Origin of the sequence: Herbaspirillum sp. SJZ099 (genome assembly GCF_007828355.1) — a bacterium.
Lineage (GTDB): Bacteria > Pseudomonadota > Gammaproteobacteria > Burkholderiales > Burkholderiaceae_D > Herbaspirillum.
Genome location: NZ_VIUO01000005.1, coordinates 260378 through 279895, shown reverse-complemented (window position 1 = coordinate 279895; position 19518 = coordinate 260378). Strand labels below are relative to the sequence as shown.

Below are 19518 nucleotides of genomic sequence, written 5' to 3'. Positions count from 1 at the left end.
TGATTGTCTCTGGAGTCAATGTGCTGCGGATAAATTCCGGACGACGAAAATCAAACGAAGAAAATCAATTATTCCGTTGTAATATAAAAAAGACCATCGCGACGAGCGGCACCATCGGTCGGCCCAGATAATCGGCATCGCCATCATCGGGCAAGCATCCATCGACATGTCGGACAGCTTGCCGGCGCTCGCGCGATCTGCATGATGCATGCGTGCATCGGCGGTTTCAATAATCCGAATCATTTTCAGGAGGAGATATGGAGTGGGCTCTTCCGTCTTTCACCCTCGCACAGACGCTGCAATGGAATGCCTTGCTGGTATTCGGCGGCCTGCTGCTGTTTGGGCTGATCGCGGGCTACGTAGTGTCGAAGTCGCCTTGGGTGCCGCGCATCACCGGTTATCTGCTGGTCGGCTTCGTGCTCGGCGCCGGCGGCCTCAACCTGCTCTCGGGCGAGGTGCTCAAGGTCACCAATGTGTTCGCCGATATCGCCGTGGCGCTGGTGGTCTACCAGCTCGGGCGGTATGTCGACATCGGCTGGCTGCGCCGCGAGAAGTGGCTGCTGATCACCGTCGGGACCTCCGCGGTGCTGTGCTTCGTCTTCGTCAGCGTCGCGCTGACCTGGTTCGGCTCCGATCCGGTGATGGCGCTGTTGGGCGGGGTGATGGCGATCGCCACCGCGCCGGCCGTGGTGCTGGTGGTGCTGCGCGACCTCAAGGCCGAAGGCCAGGTCACGCGCCGCCTGGCGGCGATGACCGCGTTGAACAATTTCGTGGCGGTGCTGGCCGCTTACGCTCTGTTGCCGGTGATTGCGCATGAGGCCGGCACGCCGGTCTCTACGCTGATCCAGCACACGCTGTATTCGCTGTTCGGTTCGGCGCTGCTGGCCTATCTGACTTACTGGCTGATGATGCCGCTGGCGCGCCTGCTGGGGCGCGAAGGCAGTTCGCAGTTCGTGCTGGTGATCTCGGTGATCGCGCTGGCCATCGGCGTGGCGCATGCGCTGCACCTGCCGGTGATGCTGACCATGCTGATCTTCGCCATCCTGTCGAAAAACCTGGATCGCCAGTTCGACCTGATGGAACTTGAGTTCGGCGTTGCCAACGAACTGTTCGTGGTGATGCTGTTCGTCACCGTGGGCGCATCGATGCGCCTGTCGGACCTGACCGTGGTCGGTTTTTCCGTGTTGATCCTGATTGCCGCGCGTTTCCTGGCGATGGGGTGCGGCATCTTCCTGTTCGCGCGTTTCGCGCGCATGAACTGGCGCCAGGCCGGACTGCTGACTTTAGGGACCTTGCCCATGACGGAAGTCGGGGTGGGGCTGATGCAAACCGTGTCGTCGCTGTACCCGCACACGACCGCCAATGCGTTGCCGCTGCTGGCGGGTTCATTGATCGCGCTGGAGTTCCTGGGGCCGGTCGCGACGCAGTTTGCGCTGATCAAATCTGGTGAAAGTGGACGCGAATGAATACCGAGACACTGACCCGAAACGAGCCCGGCCTGGATGCCGGCGCCCAAGCCGGACATGCCGGGCGCCCGCAAGGCAGCGCCGGCATTTTGCCGTTCAGTTCGTCGACGCCATTCACGATGGGCATCGAGCTGGAGCTGCAACTGGTCAACCGCCGCAACTACAACCTGGCCAGCGATGCGGTCGACCTGCTGAACTGGATCGCCCCACGCGAACTGCAAAAGCAGATCAAGCTGGAAATGACGCAAGGGATGATCGAGCTCAATTCGGACATCCACACCCGCGTCGATGAGCTGATCGAGGAGCTGAAAGGCTTGCGCGCCGCGCTCAACAATGGCGCGCGCTATCTCAATATCGACGTCTCCGGCGGCGGCGCGCATCCGTTCCAGCATTGGAACGAGCAGCGCATCACGCCCAGCGAGCGCTTCCATCACCTGCACGAGAAGTACGGCTACCTGGCCAAGACCTTCACCGTGTTCGGCCAGCATATCCACATCGGCGTGCCTGACGGCGATGACGCGCTTTACCTGACGCATGCTTTCTCGCGCTTTGTGCCGCACTTCATCGCGCTGTCGGCCGCCTCGCCGTTCTACCAGGGCGCCGATACCCGCTTCGATTCCTCGCGCAGCAACGTGGTGCGCGCCTTCCCGCTGTCGGGGACGGCGCCGGTGCATACCAAGTGGGCCGAGTTCGAAACCTATTACGACGAGCTCATGCAGATGGGCATCATCGCCAGCATGAAGGATTTCTACTGGGACATCCGTCCCAAGCCCGAATATGGCACCGTCGAAATCCGGGTCTGCGATACGCCATTGACCATCGAGCATGCCGCCCACCTGGGCGCGTATGCGCAACTGCTGGCGCGCTGGGTGCTGACCGAGCGGCCGTTCACGATCACCGACGACTTCTACCTGCTGTACCAGTACAACCGTTTCGAAGCCAGCCGCTTCGGCCTGAACGGCATGCTGGCGCTGCATGGCGCCACGCCGTCGGCGTCGCGCAAGCTACCCATCTTCGAACACCTGCTGCAGCAATTGCAGCTGCTCGAACCCTATGTGCAGAACGAGGCCGAGCATCAGACGCTGCAGCGCCTGCGCCGCATGGCGCATGACCGCCTGTCCGACGCCGGCTGGCTGCGCCAGATGTTCACACAGCGCGGTTCGCTCAACGACATGATGCGCTTGTCGTCCGAACTCTGGATGGGCGAGTCGCCGCCGCCTTACTTCCAGTAAATCGGTCTGCGGCAGCTGCGGGGGCGGGTATCGAAAGATGCCGGCCCCTTGTCTTTGTATGTCCGGATCGCGGACAATCACGGTTTTGAACCAAGCTCGGGCAGCATCCGAGATGTGTGCCGGAGATGAGATGAGTTCCCAACAGTTTGATGTCGCCGTGATCGGCGCCGGCGCCGCCGGCATGATGTGCGCCGCCATCGCGGGGCAGCGCGGGCGCAGCGTGGTGCTGATCGACCATGCGAGCCGCCTGGCGGAGAAGATCCGCATCTCCGGCGGCGGCCGCTGCAACTTCACCAATGCCGGCGCCGGTCCGCAGCACTATCTTTCGCAGAACCCGCATTTCTGCCGCAGCGCCTTGTCGCGTTATACGCCGCAGGATTTCATCGGGCTGGTCAAGCGCCATCGCATCGGCTTCCACGAGAAGCACAAGGGGCAACTGTTCTGCGACGATTCGTCCGACGACATCATCGCCATGCTCAAGGCCGAATGCGATGCCGGCCACGTCGCCTGGCGCATGCCATGCAGCGTGGCGCAGGTGGGCAAGAGCGGCGAGTTGTTCCGCATCGACACCAGCGCCGGCGAGATCCTCGCCTCCAGCGTGGTGATCGCCACCGGCGGCTTGTCCATTCCCAAGATCGGCGCTACCGATTTCGCCTACCGCATCGCCAGGCAGTTCGGCCTCAAGGTGGTGGAGACGCGTCCCGGCCTGGTGCCGCTGACGTTCGATGGCCGCGGCTGGGAGCCCTTTGTCGAGCTGGCCGGCATCGCCTTGCAGGTGGAGGTGGAGACCGGCGCCAAGAAAGAGCGCGGCTACTTCCTGGAGGATTTGCTGTTTACGCATCGGGGATTGTCGGGCCCGGCGATCCTGCAGATTTCCAGTTTCTGGCAACTCAGCACGCCGCTGACGCTGAACCTGCTGCCCGGGGTTGACGTGGCCGAGGCGCTGATTGCGGGCAAGGGGACGCTCAAGAAGAGCCTCGGCAATCTCCTGGCGCAGTGGTTGCCCGGCAGGCTGGCCGAGGGATGGCTCAAGGTCAATGGCTTCGACAGCGGCGCCCGGATCGCGGATATGCCGGACAAGGCGTTGCGCCGGCTTGGCGATTCGCTCAACCGCTGGGTGATCCTGCCCAGCGGTTCGGAAGGCTACCGCAAGGCAGAGGTGACGCTGGGCGGCGTCGATACCCGCGAACTGTCGCAGCAGAGCATGATGGCGACCAAGGTGCCCGGGCTGCATTTTATCGGCGAGGCCGTCGATGTCACCGGCTGGCTGGGCGGCTACAACTTCCAGTGGGCCTGGGCCTCGGGCGTGGCGGCGGGGTCGGCGGTCTGATTCGCTATTCTTGTCGCATAACAAGCCGGGTACAGTTCATGCGCGGCCTTAGCTTGCCGGGAATAAGTGGTTGATTTTTATCCGATTTTTACGTTCCGGGTGGAAAAAATGCCACGTCTGGCCTTCCAATCGGGGTTGCAGTCTGCTAGAATCGCTTTCTTTGCTAATCCAACCTAACCTTTTTGGTTTGAATTTACATGACCACTATTCGTGTTAAAGAAAACGAGCCGTTCGAAGTCGCAATGCGCCGCTTCAAGCGCACCATTGAAAAGACCGGTCTGCTGACCGAGCTGCGCGCGCGCGAGTTTTACGAAAAGCCGACTGCAGAGCGCAAGCGCAAGCTGGCCGCTGCCGTGAAGCGCCACTACAAGCGCATCCGCAGCCAGCAACTGCCGAAGAAGCTGTACTAAGAATTTCTCGCCGCGTGCTCGCGCGGCTGATGTGCAAACCCGCTCCGGTGTTGGTCCGCAGCGGGTTTTCGCATTTTTCGCCAGATTGTGTTTGGCGGCCCCCGGCGCGGCGGCGGGTTTGGCGGTTTATTTGTCAGCGGGTTTATTTTTATCTCCGCGGCCGCATATAGAAAGAACCCGGACGCGATGTTTTATTCTGGCGATAAGCCCATCTATGTTCTACGATCTTAAGGATCGGCAACACGGGCATGCCAGTTGCGTCGTTGCCTGCGCCGGCGGCCAGTCCGCCGCCACGGCAAGAACAACCAATCATCTACCTCATCTTCGGAGCACCTAATGGGTTTGAAAGAGCAGATCACGGAAGACATGAAGGCCGCCATGCGCGCCAAGGATACGGGCAAGCTCGGCACCATCCGCTTGTTGACGGCCGCGATGAAGCAAAAGGAAGTGGATGAGCGCGTCGAACTGACCGATGCGCATGTGCTGGCCATCATCGAGAAGATGATCAAGCAGCGCAAGGATTCGATCTCCCAATTCGAAGCCGGCGGCCGCCAGGACCTGGCCGATATCGAAAAGGCCGAACTGGCCGTGCTGGCCGCCTACATGCCGGCCGGCTTGTCCGAAGACGAAATCAAGGCCGAAGTGCAGGCCGCGGTGGCCGCCACGGGCGCCGCCGGCGCCCAGGACATGGGCAAGGTGATGGGCGTGCTCAAGCCCAAGCTGGCCGGCCGCGCCGACATGACCGCGGTGTCCGCGCTGGTCAAGGCCGCGCTGTCGTCCTGATCGCCGTTTCCGATTTCCCGCACGCAGCCTTCCCCAGGTGATTCCACAGTCGTTCATCCAGGATCTCTTGACCCGCGTCGACATCGTCGACGTGGTGGGTCGGTATGTGCAGTTGAAGAAGGGCGGCGCCAATTTCATGGGCCTGTGCCCCTTCCACAACGAGAAATCCCCCAGCTTTACCGTTAGCCCGACCAAGCAGTTCTACCATTGCTTCGGTTGCGGCGCGCATGGCACCGCGATCAGCTTCCTGATCGAATATTCGGGCATGGGCTTCGTCGAGGCGGTCAAGGACCTGGCCCAGAACGTGGGGATGGTGCTGCCGGAAAACGAAGACCGCATTCCCCCCGCGCAGCGCGCCGAAAACCAGGCCAAGAGCATGGCCTTGTCCGACGTCATGGCGCGCGCCAACGATTTTTACCGCCAGCAATTGCGGACCGCGCAGCCGGCCATCGATTATCTGAAGCGGCGCGGCCTCACCGGCGAGATCGCGGCGCGCTTCGGGCTGGGCTATTCGCCCGATGAATGGGACAGCCTGCGCCAGGTGTTCCCCGAGTACGAGAACGAAGCCCTGGTCGAGTCCGGGCTGGTGATCGACAAGAGCGAAGAGGGCGGCGGCCACCGCAAGCGCTACGACCGCTTCCGCGGCCGCGTCATGTTCCCCATCCGCAATACCAAGGGCCAGGTCATCGGCTTCGGCGGGCGCGTGATGGATGGCGGCGAACCGAAGTACCTGAACTCGCCGGAAACGCCGTTGTTCCAGAAGGGCAGCGAACTGTACGGCCTGTTCGAGGCGCGCCAGGCGATTCGCGAGGCCGGTTACGCGCTGGTGACCGAAGGCTATATGGATGTGGTGGCGCTGGCGCAATTGGGCTTCCCGCAGGCGGTGGCCACGCTGGGAACGGCTTGCACGCCGATCCATGTGCAAAAGCTGTTGCGCCAGACCGACCAGGTGATCTTCAGCTTCGACGGCGACTCTGCCGGCCGCCGCGCCGCACGCCGCGCGCTGGAAGCCTGCCTGCCGCACGCATCGGACAACAAGACCATCAAGTTCCTGTTCTTGCCGGCCGAACACGACCCGGACAGCTATGTGCGCGAAATGGGCGCGGCCGCCTTTGAGGAGCAGATCCGGGAGGCGTTGCCGTTGTCGCAGTTCCTGTTGCGCGAGATCATCGGCGACAACGACCTGCGCACGCCCGAAGGCCGCGCGCATGCCCAGTTTGCCGCCAAGCCCATGCTGCAGGCCCTGCCGGCCTCGGCCTTGCGTTTGCAGATCGTGCGCAGCGTGGCGCAGGCGACGCAGTCGACCCCGTCCGAGATCGAGGCTTTGTTCGAACTGGAAAAGCCGGTGGCGCGCGTGAGGGTGGCGCCGCCGCGGGGCAAGCGCACCGCTCCCGTCGGATTGGAGCGCCAGATCATGCGCCTGCTGGTAGCGCATCCGCAACTGGCCGCCGACCTCGATGCCGAGGCCTTGCAGGCGATCGGCAACATCGCCCCCGACCGCGCGCAGATGCTGGAGCATCTGGTCGGCGTGGCGCAGGGCATGGGGGAGCAGGCCAGTTTCGCCAGCCTGGTGGAACATCTGCGCGAGGCCGGGCCCGAGTTCGATTCGATGATCGCCGAGATTGCCTCCGAATCGGAATCCGAGTTCGACGTCGTCCGCGCCGAAATGGCCGGCGCCATACGGCTGAGCAAGATTCGCGCGATCGAGGAGGAAATGCAGGTGCTGGCGACCGCCAACCTGCGCACCGAAGCCGAGCGCAATCGCTACCGCGAGCTGATGCAGTACAAGGAAGCGCTCAAGCGCCTGCCCGGCCCGGCCGTGGCGAACTGAGCATGGCATCGCCTGCGCGATCCGGGAGATCAGGGGCGGCAGGAGAAAAGGGCCGATTGTCGCCAGGCCGAGAAAGAAAGCGTCAATGAAGGGTAAAGCGGCGCAAATTACCGTCATTTGCCCACTTGAAGGGTGGTTTTCACGGCTTGATCGGAGGGAAAAGAGCCCCATATCTGCTATACTATAGGGCTTTAGTTCCGCCGGATGGCTCTTGCTTCTTACCCTGGCGGCCCTGCGCGGCGCTCACCGGAACCAAGCGGCGAGCGTATCGCAGGAGCGGTAAATGCGACCCCCGGAATGACGAAACTGCCTGTTTTCCGGAATCGCAGGGTAGAGAGGAAAAGGAACGTTGCGCGTGCAGCCGGAGTCTACCGGGTTGTCCAAGCCGGTACCGAAGTTGCATCATTAGCATGACTTGATTGGCGCAATGAGTAAATCTCAATTGGCAGTTGATTCTATGGCAAATGCAATGAAGAAACCCGCAAAAACTCCAGCAGCGTCCGTAAAGAGCACGAAAGCGGCAGCGACGGTAAAATCCGCCGCTATTGCGAAGACCCCCAGGGCGATGGCTGCCAAGCCGGCAGCCAAGGCGACTGCAGCCGTGACCAAAGCAGTGAAATCGACGGCCAAGACTGCGACAGCAGCAACGCCGAAAAAAGCGGTAGCCAAGGCAGCTCCCGTCAAGCCGGTACGTGCAGCAGCGCCCAAAGCGACTGCGGCGCCAGCCAAAAAGTTACCTCAAGCCGCCGAAAAAGCGGTTTCCGTGAAATCGAAGACTTCCGTGACCACCAAGAAACCCGAAACCAAGACCGTTAAGACGACCAAGGCAGCACAGGTCGAAGCCAAAGACGCCAAAGATGTCAATGCAGCAGCGAGCGCGTCGTCCAGCGTAAGCCAAACCACTGATGCCGCTGCGCTGGCAGCCATCGACACTTCCGGCTATATCTTGCCGAGCGTCAAGGTACCGGGCCGCCGTGGCCGCAAACCCAAGGAATTCCAGCCTGAGAGCGACGAAATCGCCGCGCTCAACGCCGTCGAGCGCGCCGAACTGAAGGCCGTCGACAAGGCCAAGGCCAAGGACCGCAAGGCCAAGGAAAAGGCCTTGCTCAAGGACGCCTTCTCTTCCGACACCGAGGCCAGCGAAGAAGAACTCGAACGCCGTCGCCAGAAGCTCAAGACCCTGATCAAGCTGGGCAAGGAGCGCGGCTTCCTGACCTTCTCCGAAATCAACGACCACCTGCCCGAAAACATCGTCGATCCGGAAGCGATCGACGGCATCATCGGCACCTTCAACGACATGGGCATCTCGATCTACGAGCATGCCCCTGACGCCGAAACCCTGCTGCTGTCGGACAACGTGGCCAACGTGGCCAGCGACGACGACGCCGAAGCCGCAGCCGAAGCCGCGCTGTCGACGGTGGATTCCGACTTCGGCCGCACCACCGACCCGGTGCGCATGTACATGCGTGAAATGGGTTCGGTCGAGCTGCTGACCCGCGAAGGCGAAATCGAGATCGCCAAGCGCATCGAAGACGGCCTCAAGGACATGATCCAGGCCATTTCCGCCTGCCCGACCACGATCGCCGAGATCCTGGCCGCGGCCGACCGCATCTCCAAGGATGAGATCAAGGTCGACGAAATCGTCGACGGCCTGGTCGACCTGAACGAGTCCGTGCAGCAAGTCGAAGCCGCCTCTTCCGATGAAGAAGACGCGGACGAAGAAGACGAAGACGAGGACGAAGAAGAAGACGAAGGCGAGAGCAGCGGCTCCGTCGCCGGCGCCGCCGGCTTCTCGGCCGAGCAGCTGGAACAGCTCAAGCGCGACGCGCTGGGCAAGTTCGGCGTCATTGCCCAACAGTTCGAGAACATGCGCAAGGCCTTCGAGAAGGAAGGCTACAACTCCAAGCCCTACGTCAAGGCGCAGGAAATCATCTCCAACGAACTGCTGGGCATCCGCTTCACCGCCAAGGTCGTCGAGAAGCTGTGCGATACCCTGCGCGCGCAGGTCGAAGAAGTGCGCCAGGTCGAGCGCCAGATCCTGGATGTGGCCGTCAACAAGTGCAACATGCCGCGCGCCCACTTCATCAAGGTGTTCCCGGGCAATGAAGTGAACCTGGACTGGGTCGACGGCGAAGTCGCCGCCAACCATGACTACAGCGCGGTGCTGGGCCGCAACGTGCCCGCCATCAAGGAACTTCAGCAAAAGCTGATCGACCTGCAGGCGCGTGTCGTGCTGCCGCTGCCGGACCTGCGGGGCATCAACAAGAAGATGGGTGCCGGCGAGAAGAAGGCGCGCATGGCCAAGCGTGAAATGACCGAGGCCAACCTGCGCCTGGTGATCTCGATCGCCAAGAAGTACACCAACCGCGGCCTGCAATTCCTCGACCTGATCCAGGAAGGCAACATCGGCCTGATGAAGGCGGTGGACAAGTTCGAATACCGCCGCGGCTACAAGTTCTCGACGTATGCGACATGGTGGATCCGCCAGGCGATCACCCGTTCCATCGCCGACCAGGCGCGCACCATCCGTATCCCGGTGCACATGATCGAAACCATCAACAAGATGAACCGCATCTCGCGCCAGATCCTGCAGGAAACCGGCGCCGAGCCGGATCCGGCAACGCTGGCCATCAAGATGGAAATGCCGGAAGACAAGATCCGCAAGATCATGAAGATCGCCAAGGAGCCGATCTCGATGGAAACGCCGATCGGCGACGACGACGATTCGCACCTGGGCGACTTCATCGAAGACAACAACACGCTGGCCCCGGCCGACGCGGCGTTGCACGCTTCGATGCGCGGCGTGGTCAAGGATATCCTCGACTCGCTGACGCCGCGCGAAGCCAAGGTCCTGCGTATGCGCTTCGGCATCGAAATGTCGACCGACCATACGCTGGAAGAAGTCGGCAAGCAGTTCGACGTGACCCGCGAACGTATTCGTCAGATAGAAGCCAAGGCGCTGCGCAAGCTGCGCCACCCGTCGCGCTCCGACAAGCTCAAGTCCTTCCTCGAAGGGAATTGATCTAAGGGGTGTAAGGGAAAGCCGGCGAGGATGCTAAAATCGCCGGCTATCTTTTTGGCCCTCTAGCTCATGCTTGGTTAGAGCAGCGGACTCATAATCCGTTGGTGCCGTGTTCGACTCACGGGGGGGCCACCAGTACCAGAAAGGCTTTCAGTGCTATATGTGCTGAAAGCCTTTTTCTTTGTCTGTGCAACCGCAGTGTAACCAGTTGTTTTCAATCTAATTCCATTCCTATCAGTCACAAATTGTGCCGTCTTACGGATCGCTTCTTGATCCTCTGATTGGTTTGGCATGTGTCGCGCCCGCCGTGTCGAAGGAGGTGCGCGTGATCGACGCCGTCATGCTCCGCCACCATGCGCTCGAGCTTTTCATTCTCAGATTCCAGGTTTATATGGCGCCGCGCATCAGCGGCCTCCATACCGCCGAATTTATTTCCCAGCCGGTAAAAAGCTTGCTCCGTAATGTTGCGGCGCTTGAGCAGATCCGACCTCTCCCCTGATTTGAGTAGTGCGGCGATCTAGAGTCCAATCACGTAGTCAGGAGCTTGGACATGAAGACGCGATTCACCGAAGAGCAGGTCATCGGCCTTATCGATGTCATTGAGGGATTATTGAGAATTTTCGCTCCCTGTGAGGGGGAGGCCGATAATTTCGCTCGAAAGACTGTCTTGCGTCTTTCCAAATGAACCTACCAGAAAAGGCATGAGGCAGTGCGCTAACCCACACGCCAATTAGTGAACATCGTTCTCGCTATCCGATGCCAATGGTCTTATTTTCAAAGAAAGGTATCGGCGGGATAAAGATGGAAATACTAGGTAATAAAGTCAGCATGATTTTCGATAAGGAAACACTGCGTGTCTATTGTCGAACGGGTTGGAGCGGCCAATGTAATGACCGGCCGGATATTGAAATCCGCCATGAAGATCGGCCTGCCGAGGTAATGACAGAAGTGCTGAAGACGCTGTCCGTCATCTATCCGTCGATACAAAACCGCGTTGATATCGTTATAGGCAGCCCTTGGGCGCATTCTGTCGTATTGCCCTGGGCCGACTATGCATGGTCGTTGCGGACCTGGAAATCCTATGCGCAGGCCCAATTTGCCGCGCGTATGCCAGATATGCAATTGAAGATTCGCATTCTGGATGAAGAGCATGGCTACTCCAGGATCGGCGTGGGAATCCACTATGGTTTTCAGATCGCCATCAGGCGCGCGGTTGCTGAAGCAGGATGGAAGATATCGGGTATGCGCGACTTGTTGTCGTTCTCGCTTTCTGCCAATGCCGATGCTATTCAGGACGAGGATTTTTGCTTTCTCCTCGCCGAAAAAGAAGTTGTTACATGCCTTTTCCGGCACCGCAGGGAGTGGCGCAACGCAGTTTCCTTTCCCCGGATCGATAACACGATCGTCGAGTGGATCAAGGTAGGCGCACTGATTTCAGGGCAGCCGGAGCCAGAAAAAGTCTACGCGATTGGTACTGATTTTCTCGGGTGTACAAAGAAATTCGTCACTCGCCAAGTGCCGGATCGTCCGCTTGGACTGCCTCTCCAGCATTCGTATTGCACTGCCTGAAATCGTCGTCTTCCTCCTCCTTGTTAGCCGTTCGGTGATCGGCATGAGCTCGATTTAGGAATGGGCCTATTGAAATCATGATTTTTTGAGGGAATGGCCCATATCAGGCGGAGTCGGATTTTTTTAGAATTTCGTACTGCATATAAAAGTTTATTTGGTCAGGAGACTGTTTGAGCGACGCCGTGTCGGCGAGCCTGGGGATGCATTGCTTTTGCGTCATCGGTGCCGTTTGATGGAGCAGTCGAGTTTCCTCGGCAATTTTTCGTTAGACAGCGCTTAGCATGTGAGTCATGTGCTGGGCGAGCGGTCTGGCGGTGGCGAGGTTCTATTGGATTTTTAGATAAATTTATGAGGTTTTCAGTAGTGGACATCAAGAATCGTGATTTTGATTTCGGGCGCCAGAGGGGCTTCACCCTGATCGAGGCGCTGGTTGTAATGATCGTAGGTATCGTCATTCTGGCGGCGGCGGCTGCGGGTATCGGCAAGCTGTTCCGGTCGTCGGAAATTGCGACGGAGTCGGGCAACATCACCCAGATCGCGGCCAGCGTGAGAGCGCTCAAGAGCGGCGTGGACGGATACAAGGGGCTTGACAATGCCTTGGCCATTCAATACAAGGCCATTCCCTCCAACATGGCGCAGGACGCGAAGACTGGCGCCATCCTCAATGTCTGGACGGGGCAGGTGGACATCAAGGCCTCGGCGAACGATCAGGCTTTCTCCATCACGTACCCCAAGGTTCCGGAGGAGGCGTGCCAGCAGCTGCTGCTGAAGCTGCGCAGCGGCGGATGGGCCTCGGTGACGACGGGAGGGGAAGGCGGCCAGGCCATCACGCCATCGTCATCCTTGGCTGATGTCCGGAAGGCTTGCGCCAGCCCCGACAGCAACACCCTCACGTTTACGTCGCTTTCTTAAATGGGTGCATCCAGGCGCGAGGAGGAAATTGCGTTGCTTCATCGTGTTTTCTTCTCGGCTTTCTTGTTTGCGCGGGAGAGTGGCGAATGAATTGGGGCGCGGCGGCCGCCTTTCCTTTTTTGGGTGAGTGCTGTGCCGGCTTTGTAGGTCTTTGCGTCGGCAGTTTCCTCAATGTAGTGATACATCGGTTGCCGCTGGGATTGTTCGGGCGCGAGGGAAGTGGCGGGGGCGGGTGGGGCATATGCTTCTCGCGGTCCCGCTGCTGCCATTGCCGTGGCGCGATCGCGGCGAGGGATAACGTTCCGCTGCTCAGCTACCTCCTTCTGCGTGCGCGCTGTCGGCATTGCCGCGCGAGAATCTCGCCGCGTTACCCCATTGTCGAAGGCTTGGTCGCACTGCTCTTCGTGGTTGCCGCGATCCACGCGGAAACGGAGTACGCATTAGCCGGGTTCTGCGTGTTGGCGGCGTTTCTTGTGGTCTTGGCCGCCATCGATCTGGATCACCTCATTTTGCCCGACGTGTTGACGGTGCCGCTCATCGGATTGGGCGTCGCTTTCAATGCGGGGCCTGGATTCATCGCGCTGCCTTTGTCCCTGCTGGGGGCGGTCGTGGGCTACGCGTTTCTTTGGAGCGTGGCCAGGGTCGCCGGGCGTATCGCCGGGCGCGAGGCATTGGGGCGGGGCGACGCGAAACTGCTGGCGGCGCTGGGCGCCTGGCTCGGGTTCGGGGCGATCGTGCCGGCGGTGGCGCTGGCCGTGCTGGTCAGCGCACTGGCGATGCTGGTGATGCGCCTGCGGCGCGGGGCCGATGCAACTTTCCATACTTTACCTATGCCATTTGGCCCCAGCCTCGCAGCCGGCGGAGTGCTTGTGGCGCTATACAACATTTGAGGCACGATTATGCGGATCACACGCCCCACACCAAAAACGCTCACCGGGCGAAGGCGGAATGCAGGCTTTACCTTGATCGAGGTAACCGTTGTGATCATTGTGATGACGGCAATGTTGGCTGCTGGAGCCGCCTACCTGAACCGATACAACGACAGCATCGCCAATGAATTGGTCGCCGGCCAGATGCGACGGCTGGGCGACGCGGCGGGGCAATACGTGGCTGACAACTATGAAAAGCTGAGCAGTCAGGAAGGCGGCGCCTTGCTTGATTGGCGCGACATGAAGCGCTATCTGCCGCCGGGTATCGACCAGGACACCGTGAACCCGTTCGGCCAGAGGTACAACGGCGCGCTGAGGGTTGTTCCCTTGAAGGACGACAACAAGCGTATCGAGGTGCTGATCTTCACCGAGCCGGCGCGGGGAGCCAAGCAACCCGACGTGGCGACGCACTCGATGAAGGTGGCGCAGCTCATCGGCGCCGGCGGTCTTTATCTGGATCATGACGGTCGCAAGCCGGGAGCGCGCGCCGTGTACTGGAGCAGTTACGGCCAAATCAATGACCAAAGCAGTCTGGACGGATTCTTTAAGAATAAGCCCGCTGCCGTTGGGCAGATTTTCTACGCGCCGTTCATGCGCGACACCTCCGGTCCGGGGACGCTTGCCGGTGACCTGCTGCATCGCAAGAAGACAGATGGTCATCCTGAATGGAACAAGATGGAAACCGACATCGATATGTCGAAACACAAGATCGATAATGTTGCGAGCGTCGATTTCTCAGGAGCATGGTCGGGAAGAAATCCATCGATTTATGTAGATCAGCGAGGTACTTCTGTCGTTGTCGATCCCGGCGATGGCGGGCGCATTGTGATGGGAGTTGACGGAGCTAATCCAACGGCGGACGTGTTGGCCAACAATTTAAGGGCAGGTGGTGACGTGGAGTTTGGCCAGCGTGTCAACATGACCGGAAAAAAATTTCATTCCGAGGGGGGACGTTGTGATGGTGTGGGCCTGACAATGACTCGTCTGGGGCGTCTCATGACGTGCGTCCGGGGGATCGGCGGTCCTGAGCGGGGGGGCGTTTGGCGGCCAGTCGCGTATAGGTTGGACGAGAGCTATGTTGGGCGATTGAATGAGGGGCGCTCTGGAAGCGATTCTGCCGGAAAAAAAATGCGGTCGGGTAACTGGGATCGTATCGTGAACAACAATCTGACACCTGTTACCGTGATTGTGGCGAAGGCTAAACCGAACATAACTGACGCTTGTGCGATATACGTTTACGAAACACCCATTAGCATCACACCCTTTCGCTCGATGCCGAAAATGAATGACTTCCCCGAAGAGGATGAGTTACCCATTGCGGAGACAGCTATGGAGGCAGGTTATCTTCCTGATGGCTGGGCCTCCGTAGGGGATGGTGGAATGTGTAGCCTCACTTTTGTTGCTCGCGCCAATGCGATTTATTATGTGGTTTATGGCGGTGGTGGTGAAAAAGGGGAGTACGCAGTGCTCCAACCTGACGACTAAATATATGTGAGCGTTCGAAGTGGTACTTGCGCATACAGTCGGAGGAATATCACCGCCGTTTGTCATGCAATCGCTTTCTTCATTTCTGAGCTGAGGTCACCCGGTTCACGGGTGACGCTGATGTTGCCCTCCTCTTCCAAGATTCACTGACTTGCGGTCCGATTCAGATGCGCTTCGTTTCGATTGGGGAGAGGGCGCACGCCTGATATTTCAGTTCTGACTCGATACGCTGAACGTGGCGCTCAAGCGAGAGGGTTTTTCGTTCAAGCGCTACCGCCTGTCGCTCAAAACACAACACTCGCAGGAACTCGTCGTGCAGCAGGCCGCGATCGACCCGCCGCGGCAGGCCGGGCGCGCGAACGCCATTCGCTTGCACTGCCTCGACAACGCAGGCTTTGCGGATATCTGGCGGTTCAACGTAGCTGGTCACCACGACAATTTCTCTCAGATCGAGTCGAGCAAGCGCTGCCAACGCAGCAACTCCAATTCAACACTTGAGGCAGATTATGTGGATAAAACGCCCAACATCCAAGGCATGCGCCGGGCGCATGCGAGCCGAAGGTTTTACCTTGATCGAGGTGACCGTCGCGCTCATCGTGATGGCGACGATGCTGGCCGCGGGAGCCGCCTACCTGAACCGGTACAACGACAGCATCGCCAATGAATCGGTCGCCGGCCAGATGCGACGGCTGGGCGACGCGGCGGGGCAATACGTGGCCGACAACTATGAAAAGCTGAGCAGCCAGGAAGACGGCACCTTGCTTGATTGGCGCGACATGAAGCGCTACCTGCCGCCGGGTATCGACCAGAACACCGTGAACCCGTTCGGCCAGAGGTACAACGGCGCGTTACGGGTCGTTCCCTTGAAGGATGACAACAAGCGTATCGAGGTGCTGATCTTCACCGAGCCGGCGCGGGGAGCCAAGCAACCCGACGTGGCGACGCACTCGATGAAGGTGGCGCAGCTCATCGGCGCCGGCGGCCTTTATCTGGATCATGACGGCCGCAAGCCGGGGGCGCGCGCCGTGTACTGGAGCAGCTACGGTCAACTGACCGATCAGAGCAGCCTGGCCGGTTTCTTCAAGAAGACGCCCACCGCCATTGGGCAGATTTTCTACGCGCCGTTCATGCGCGACACCTCCGGTCCGGGGACGCTTGCTGGTGACCTGCTGCATCGCAAGAAGACAGATGGTCATCCTGAATGGAACAAGATGGAAGCCGACATCGATATGTCAAAACACAAGATCGATGATGTGGCGAGCATTAAGTTCTCTGGGGACGGGCAGGGGAAAAGTCCATCGATTTATGCAAATCAGTCGGGTGGTCCTCTCGTAATCGATCCCGGTGATGACGGCCGTATTGTAATGGGCGCCGATGGAAATAATCCGTCGGCAGGCGTGGTGGTGAACAGCTTGAAAGCAGGTGGCGAAGTGGCGTTTGGCACGAAGATCGTCATGGCCGGCAAGGATTTTTACAGCGAGGGGGAGCGTTGCCATGCTTTGAGCATGACAATGAATGAATCCGGGGACCTCATGACATGCGACTCGAAGAGCCGCGTCTGGCGGCGGCTCTCATATGCGACGCAGTATAGATATACCGGGCGATTGAGAGAGGCGTCTAAATCTTTTGCTCAACATTTTCCGTCTGGTCGTGCGGATGTGGATGCGGTGCGCTATTCGGAAATCAGAAATTCCACGTGGGATTACGTTGTTAACAATTATGATGAACCTGTTACCGTAATCGTGTCGAAGGCTGCAACTCCCAATTCCGTGATGACAGGAGATGATACGAGAATGATAAAAAACGGAAATTACCCTTGCGGAATATTTGTTTATGAATCATTAAATGGCCGGTGGCCGTCTGAGAATGAGCTCCCCATTGCAGAGACAAGCATGCCGTCATTCGATACTGGCGTAAAGGATGCCGCGATATGTAGTCTCACTTTTGTTGCCAGAGCTAATACGACTTACTATGTAGCTTATTCCGGCCAGATGTTTGATCCCAACGATAATGCGGAAAATATTCGTGGCGGGTATGTGGTCCTCCACCCTGACAGCTAAATATATGTAAGCGTTCAAAGCGATACTCGCGCATATGGCTGGAGGGATATTGCTTCCCAAAAGGCCTACTTGGCAGGTTTACTGGGAAACAAGCCGCGCTTGCCGATTTTTGATCGGCCGCGCACGCGAACGCCATTCGCTTGCACTGCCTCGATAACGCAGGCTTTGCGGATCGCTGGCGGTTCAGCGTAGCTGGTCGCCACGAGAATTGCTCTCGAGACCGAGGCGGACGAGCGCTGCCAACGCAGCAACTCCAATTTGCAATTACCGACCAGTTGGGCGCTTATGCCGCGCGCCGGCTCGGCATTCGTATGCGCGGATTGAACTTGCCATCGCCTTTCTCCTGGCTCGCCTTTCGATGATCGGCTCGAGCCCGATTTGGGAATCGGCCTATTGAGATCGTGATTATTTTGAGGAGATGGCCCATATCGGACGGGGTCAAATTTTTTTAAAATTTCGTATTACATATAAAAACTCATTGGCCGGGAGATGATTTAAGTGGCGGCCATGTCAGCGACTCTGAAGATGCATTGTTTTTGCTTTCGTGTCGTTGGTGTTGTTTGCTGGAATAGTCGCGTTTCCTCGAGAATTACCCGTTGGGAAATGTCTTGCATGTTGATCTTGTGCTGGACGAGCAGTCCGGACGGTGGCGAGGTTCTATTGGTTTTTGGATAAATTTATGGGGGCTTAGTGGTGGGCATCAATGATTGTGGTCGTGATTTCGAGCGCCAGAGGGGCTTCACCCTGATCGAGGCCCTGGTCGTAATGATCGTGGGTATCGTGATTCTGGCGGCGGCGGCGGCGGGTATCGGCAAGCTGTTCCGGTCGTCGGAAATTTCTACTGAGGCGCAGAACATCACCCAGATCGCGGCCAGCGTGAGAGGGCTCAAGAGCGGTGTGGGGGGATATAAGGGCCTCGACAATACCTTGGCCATCCAATACAAGGCCATTCCCGCCAATATGGCGCAGGATGCAGATGCTGGCATCATCCTCAATGTCTGGACCGGAAAGGTGGCGATCAAGTCCTTGCAGGACGATCAAGCCTTCTCCATCACCTATCCCAAGGTTCCGGAGGAAGCGTGCCAGCAGCTTCTGCTGAAGCTGCGCAGCGGAGGATGGGCCTCGGTGACGTCGGGAGAGGGGGGCGGCAAGGCCATCACGCCATCGTCATCCCTGTCTGACATCCAGGCGGCATGCACCAGCCCCGATAGCAACACCCTCACATTTACGTCGCTGTCGTAAATAAAGTCCGCGCAAGCGAGCGGGCCGGGTAGGGATTGACCGGCCCTGTGTTGGCGGCGTTTCTCGCGGTCCTGGCGACCGTCGACCTGGATCACTTCATTTTTTTCGATGCGATGGCGCTGTTGCTCATCGGATTGGGCGCCGCTTTCAAATGCGGGGCCTGGATTCATCGCGCCTCTTTTTCTCCTCCTCGGGATCTGCGCGACTTTCCATTGCCGTCCGGAGCAAGGGGCGATGGATAGAGATTGAACAGTAACTATGTGGCCTCTTTCGATTGTTTTTGTCATTGCCATGTTCTTCGCCCATTTCATGGCGGGAGTTTCGGCAAAGGAGCAGCACGTTCAGGATATGCGCCTGCGCGAGAACACCGCAACCATGTTCCGCAGCTACGACGCCGCCGGCGCCGCGATGCTTGCTGCCGCCCCCGCGTTGACGGGCGCCATTGATCGCGCACGCATGGCCCAGGCCTTGAGTGACTTGCACATGGGATGGGTTGGCGTCGATGGATGGTGCGATGGCGGCGCCGGCGCCGGAAAATGTCGCTGGGGGGCACTGGCGGACGACGGGCAGTTCTATGTCTACCGCAAAGATCCTGGTGAAGGCGTTCTGCTTAACGGCGTCTATCACGATCTCCTTGTATGGACCTCTGGGCCCGACCAGATGGGTTTCAAATCCGGCTCGAAACTGCTTGATGCCGGCGGCGCGCCGATTCTCGGGAAAATACTTCCCGCGTCGGTACAGCGCGCAGTACCGGATGGTTCACTGATCAAGATTCTTTGATTGACAAACCGCAATGACGCCTTCCCACGCTGTGCGGCGTGGGAAGGCATGCGGCCTAAGGAAATTTTTATGGAATTCAAGACGACGATGAAGAAGAGATTGATTTGCACCCTGTCGGCGTGGGCCTGCGCCATCAGCGCCGGCGCGCATGCCGACCCCGCAGCACAGCCCGGTCCTCAGGCCTCCTCCGTCTCCGCGCAAGAGGCTGCGGCCGGCGCGGTCTGGCAGGCGCTCCCGGGACAGAGCCTCAAGGAAGTGACCGCCACGTGGGCAGGAATGGCCGGTTACGAGCTGGTGTGGGATGCCGGCTACGACTTTCCCATACGGGCCGCCCTGCAGATGCAGGGCGATTTCGTCGGGGCCATGACCAGCCTGTTCAATGCCTATGTCGCGGCCGATCGCCCACTGCTGGTCGACATCTACAAGGAACAGAAACTCGTGCGCGTACAGGCGCGGGGAGAATAACC

General features: G+C 59.2%; 18 protein-coding genes, 1 tRNA gene and 1 pseudogene. 17 read left to right on the top strand and 3 right to left on the bottom strand.

Annotation, left to right across the window (positions count from 1 at the left end; translation table 11 throughout):
- Positions 1-257 precede the first annotated feature (257 nt).
- From FB597_RS13580 to dnaG, 6 genes are all read left to right on the top strand, one after another.
- Positions 258-1466: a cation:proton antiporter gene (locus FB597_RS13580; RefSeq protein WP_141913600.1), complete on the top strand. Its 1209-nt coding sequence runs from the start codon at positions 258-260 to the stop codon at positions 1464-1466.
- Positions 1463-2698 carry a YbdK family carboxylate-amine ligase gene (locus FB597_RS13575; protein WP_144769826.1) on the top strand — a complete coding sequence of 412 codons (1236 nt, stop codon included), beginning with the start codon at positions 1463-1465 and terminating at the stop codon, positions 2696-2698. The genes FB597_RS13580 and FB597_RS13575 overlap by 4 nt, the downstream gene beginning before the upstream one ends.
- 130 nt (positions 2699-2828) lie before the next feature.
- On the top strand, positions 2829-4028 hold the full coding sequence (locus FB597_RS13570) for an NAD(P)/FAD-dependent oxidoreductase (RefSeq protein ID WP_144769825.1): 1200 nt from the start codon (positions 2829-2831) through the stop codon (positions 4026-4028).
- A gap of 197 nt (positions 4029-4225) precedes the next feature.
- Positions 4226-4438 (top strand): 30S ribosomal protein S21, encoded by a 213-nt coding sequence (gene rpsU / locus FB597_RS13565; RefSeq protein WP_006462949.1) that lies wholly within the window; start codon positions 4226-4228, stop codon positions 4436-4438.
- A gap of 336 nt (positions 4439-4774) precedes the next feature.
- On the top strand, positions 4775-5221 hold the full coding sequence (locus FB597_RS13560) for a GatB/YqeY domain-containing protein (RefSeq protein WP_144769824.1): 447 nt from the start codon (positions 4775-4777) through the stop codon (positions 5219-5221).
- A gap of 37 nt (positions 5222-5258) precedes the next feature.
- Positions 5259-7052 (top strand): DNA primase, encoded by a 1794-nt coding sequence (gene dnaG, locus FB597_RS13555; RefSeq protein WP_144769823.1) that lies wholly within the window; start codon positions 5259-5261, stop codon positions 7050-7052.
- A gap of 438 nt (positions 7053-7490) precedes the next feature.
- On the opposite strand, the gene FB597_RS20515 is transcribed toward dnaG, so the two are convergent.
- Entirely contained in the window at positions 7491-7721 is a 231-nt protein-coding gene (locus FB597_RS20515; protein ID WP_255463892.1) for a hypothetical protein, read from the bottom strand.
- Between the two features lie 112 nt (positions 7722-7833).
- Here FB597_RS20515 and rpoD point away from each other — a divergent pair, with 112 nt between their 5' ends.
- Positions 7834-10074 (top strand): RNA polymerase sigma factor RpoD, encoded by a 2241-nt coding sequence (gene rpoD / locus FB597_RS13550; RefSeq protein ID WP_255517169.1) that lies wholly within the window; start codon positions 7834-7836, stop codon positions 10072-10074.
- A 56-nt stretch (positions 10075-10130) separates the two neighbouring features.
- Positions 10131-10209: transfer RNA gene (locus FB597_RS13545), tRNA-Ile, on the top strand.
- A 208-nt stretch (positions 10210-10417) separates the two neighbouring features.
- Here the strand turns inward: FB597_RS13545 and FB597_RS20510 are convergent.
- A pseudogene (locus FB597_RS20510) lies at positions 10418-10558 on the bottom strand (transposase); the annotation flags it as partial.
- Between the two features lie 66 nt (positions 10559-10624).
- Here FB597_RS20510 and FB597_RS20505 point away from each other — a divergent pair.
- The 5 genes from FB597_RS20505 to FB597_RS13525 all read left to right on the top strand — a co-directional run bounded on the left by FB597_RS20505 (position 10625) and on the right by FB597_RS13525 (position 14969).
- Positions 10625-10759, top strand: a complete 135-nt coding sequence (locus FB597_RS20505) for a hypothetical protein (protein ID WP_255463863.1) — start codon at positions 10625-10627, stop codon at positions 10757-10759.
- Positions 10760-10830: 71 nt separating this feature from the next.
- Positions 10831-11643 carry a hypothetical protein gene (locus FB597_RS13540; RefSeq protein ID WP_141913589.1) on the top strand — a complete coding sequence of 271 codons (813 nt, stop codon included), beginning with the start codon at positions 10831-10833 and terminating at the stop codon, positions 11641-11643.
- Between the two features lie 363 nt (positions 11644-12006).
- Positions 12007-12555, top strand: coding sequence for a type 4 pilus major pilin (locus tag FB597_RS13535; RefSeq protein WP_221292223.1), 549 nt, complete (start codon positions 12007-12009; stop codon positions 12553-12555).
- Positions 12556-12641: 86 nt separating this feature from the next.
- Positions 12642-13445, top strand: coding sequence for an A24 family peptidase (locus FB597_RS13530; RefSeq protein WP_141913587.1), 804 nt, complete (start codon positions 12642-12644; stop codon positions 13443-13445).
- A gap of 9 nt (positions 13446-13454) precedes the next feature.
- The gene (locus FB597_RS13525) at positions 13455-14969 is read left to right on the top strand and encodes a prepilin-type N-terminal cleavage/methylation domain-containing protein (RefSeq protein ID WP_141913586.1); all 1515 of its coding nucleotides are present in this window, start codon (positions 13455-13457) and stop codon (positions 14967-14969) included.
- 163 nt (positions 14970-15132) lie between these two features.
- On the opposite strand, the gene FB597_RS13520 is transcribed toward FB597_RS13525, so the two are convergent.
- On the bottom strand, positions 15133-15441 hold the full coding sequence (locus FB597_RS13520; RefSeq protein WP_141913585.1) for a hypothetical protein: 309 nt from the start codon (positions 15439-15441) through the stop codon (positions 15133-15135).
- Positions 15442-15475: 34 nt separating this feature from the next.
- Here FB597_RS13520 and FB597_RS13515 point away from each other — a divergent pair, with 34 nt between their 5' ends.
- The 4 genes from FB597_RS13515 to FB597_RS13500 all read left to right on the top strand — a co-directional run bounded on the left by FB597_RS13515 (position 15476) and on the right by FB597_RS13500 (position 19516).
- Entirely contained in the window at positions 15476-17029 is a 1554-nt protein-coding gene (locus tag FB597_RS13515) for a prepilin-type N-terminal cleavage/methylation domain-containing protein (RefSeq protein WP_141913584.1), read from the top strand.
- A gap of 693 nt (positions 17030-17722) precedes the next feature.
- A complete protein-coding gene (locus FB597_RS13510; protein ID WP_221292225.1) occupies positions 17723-18271 on the top strand; it encodes a type 4 pilus major pilin in 549 nt (182 codons plus the stop codon).
- Between the two features lie 258 nt (positions 18272-18529).
- On the top strand, positions 18530-19051 hold the full coding sequence (locus tag FB597_RS13505) for a hypothetical protein (RefSeq protein WP_141913583.1): 522 nt from the start codon (positions 18530-18532) through the stop codon (positions 19049-19051).
- Between the two features lie 69 nt (positions 19052-19120).
- Entirely contained in the window at positions 19121-19516 is a 396-nt protein-coding gene (locus tag FB597_RS13500) for a toxin co-regulated pilus biosynthesis Q family protein (RefSeq protein WP_183405711.1), read from the top strand.
- Positions 19517-19518: the final 2 nt, after the last annotated feature.

What these genes read in the sequence shown, in the direction of transcription:
- FB597_RS13580 (WP_141913600.1), top strand. Translation starts at nt 258, where the DNA reads ATGGAGTGGGCTCTTCCGTCTTTCACCCTCGCACAGACGCTGCAATGG.
- FB597_RS13575 (WP_144769826.1), top strand. Translation starts at nt 1,463, where the DNA reads ATGAATACCGAGACACTGACCCGAAACGAGCCCGGCCTGGATGCCGGC.
- FB597_RS13570 (WP_144769825.1), top strand. Translation starts at nt 2,829, where the DNA reads ATGAGTTCCCAACAGTTTGATGTCGCCGTGATCGGCGCCGGCGCCGCC.
- rpsU (WP_006462949.1), top strand. Translation starts at nt 4,226, where the DNA reads ATGACCACTATTCGTGTTAAAGAAAACGAGCCGTTCGAAGTCGCAATG.
- FB597_RS13560 (WP_144769824.1), top strand. Translation starts at nt 4,775, where the DNA reads ATGGGTTTGAAAGAGCAGATCACGGAAGACATGAAGGCCGCCATGCGC.
- FB597_RS20505 (WP_255463863.1), top strand. Translation starts at nt 10,625, where the DNA reads ATGAAGACGCGATTCACCGAAGAGCAGGTCATCGGCCTTATCGATGTC.
- FB597_RS13540 (WP_141913589.1), top strand. Translation starts at nt 10,831, where the DNA reads ATGCCAATGGTCTTATTTTCAAAGAAAGGTATCGGCGGGATAAAGATG.
- FB597_RS13530 (WP_141913587.1), top strand. Translation starts at nt 12,642, where the DNA reads ATGAATTGGGGCGCGGCGGCCGCCTTTCCTTTTTTGGGTGAGTGCTGT.
- FB597_RS13525 (WP_141913586.1), top strand. Translation starts at nt 13,455, where the DNA reads ATGCGGATCACACGCCCCACACCAAAAACGCTCACCGGGCGAAGGCGG.
- FB597_RS13515 (WP_141913584.1), top strand. Translation starts at nt 15,476, where the DNA reads ATGTGGATAAAACGCCCAACATCCAAGGCATGCGCCGGGCGCATGCGA.
- FB597_RS13505 (WP_141913583.1), top strand. Translation starts at nt 18,530, where the DNA reads ATGTGGCCTCTTTCGATTGTTTTTGTCATTGCCATGTTCTTCGCCCAT.
- FB597_RS13500 (WP_183405711.1), top strand. Translation starts at nt 19,121, where the DNA reads ATGGAATTCAAGACGACGATGAAGAAGAGATTGATTTGCACCCTGTCG.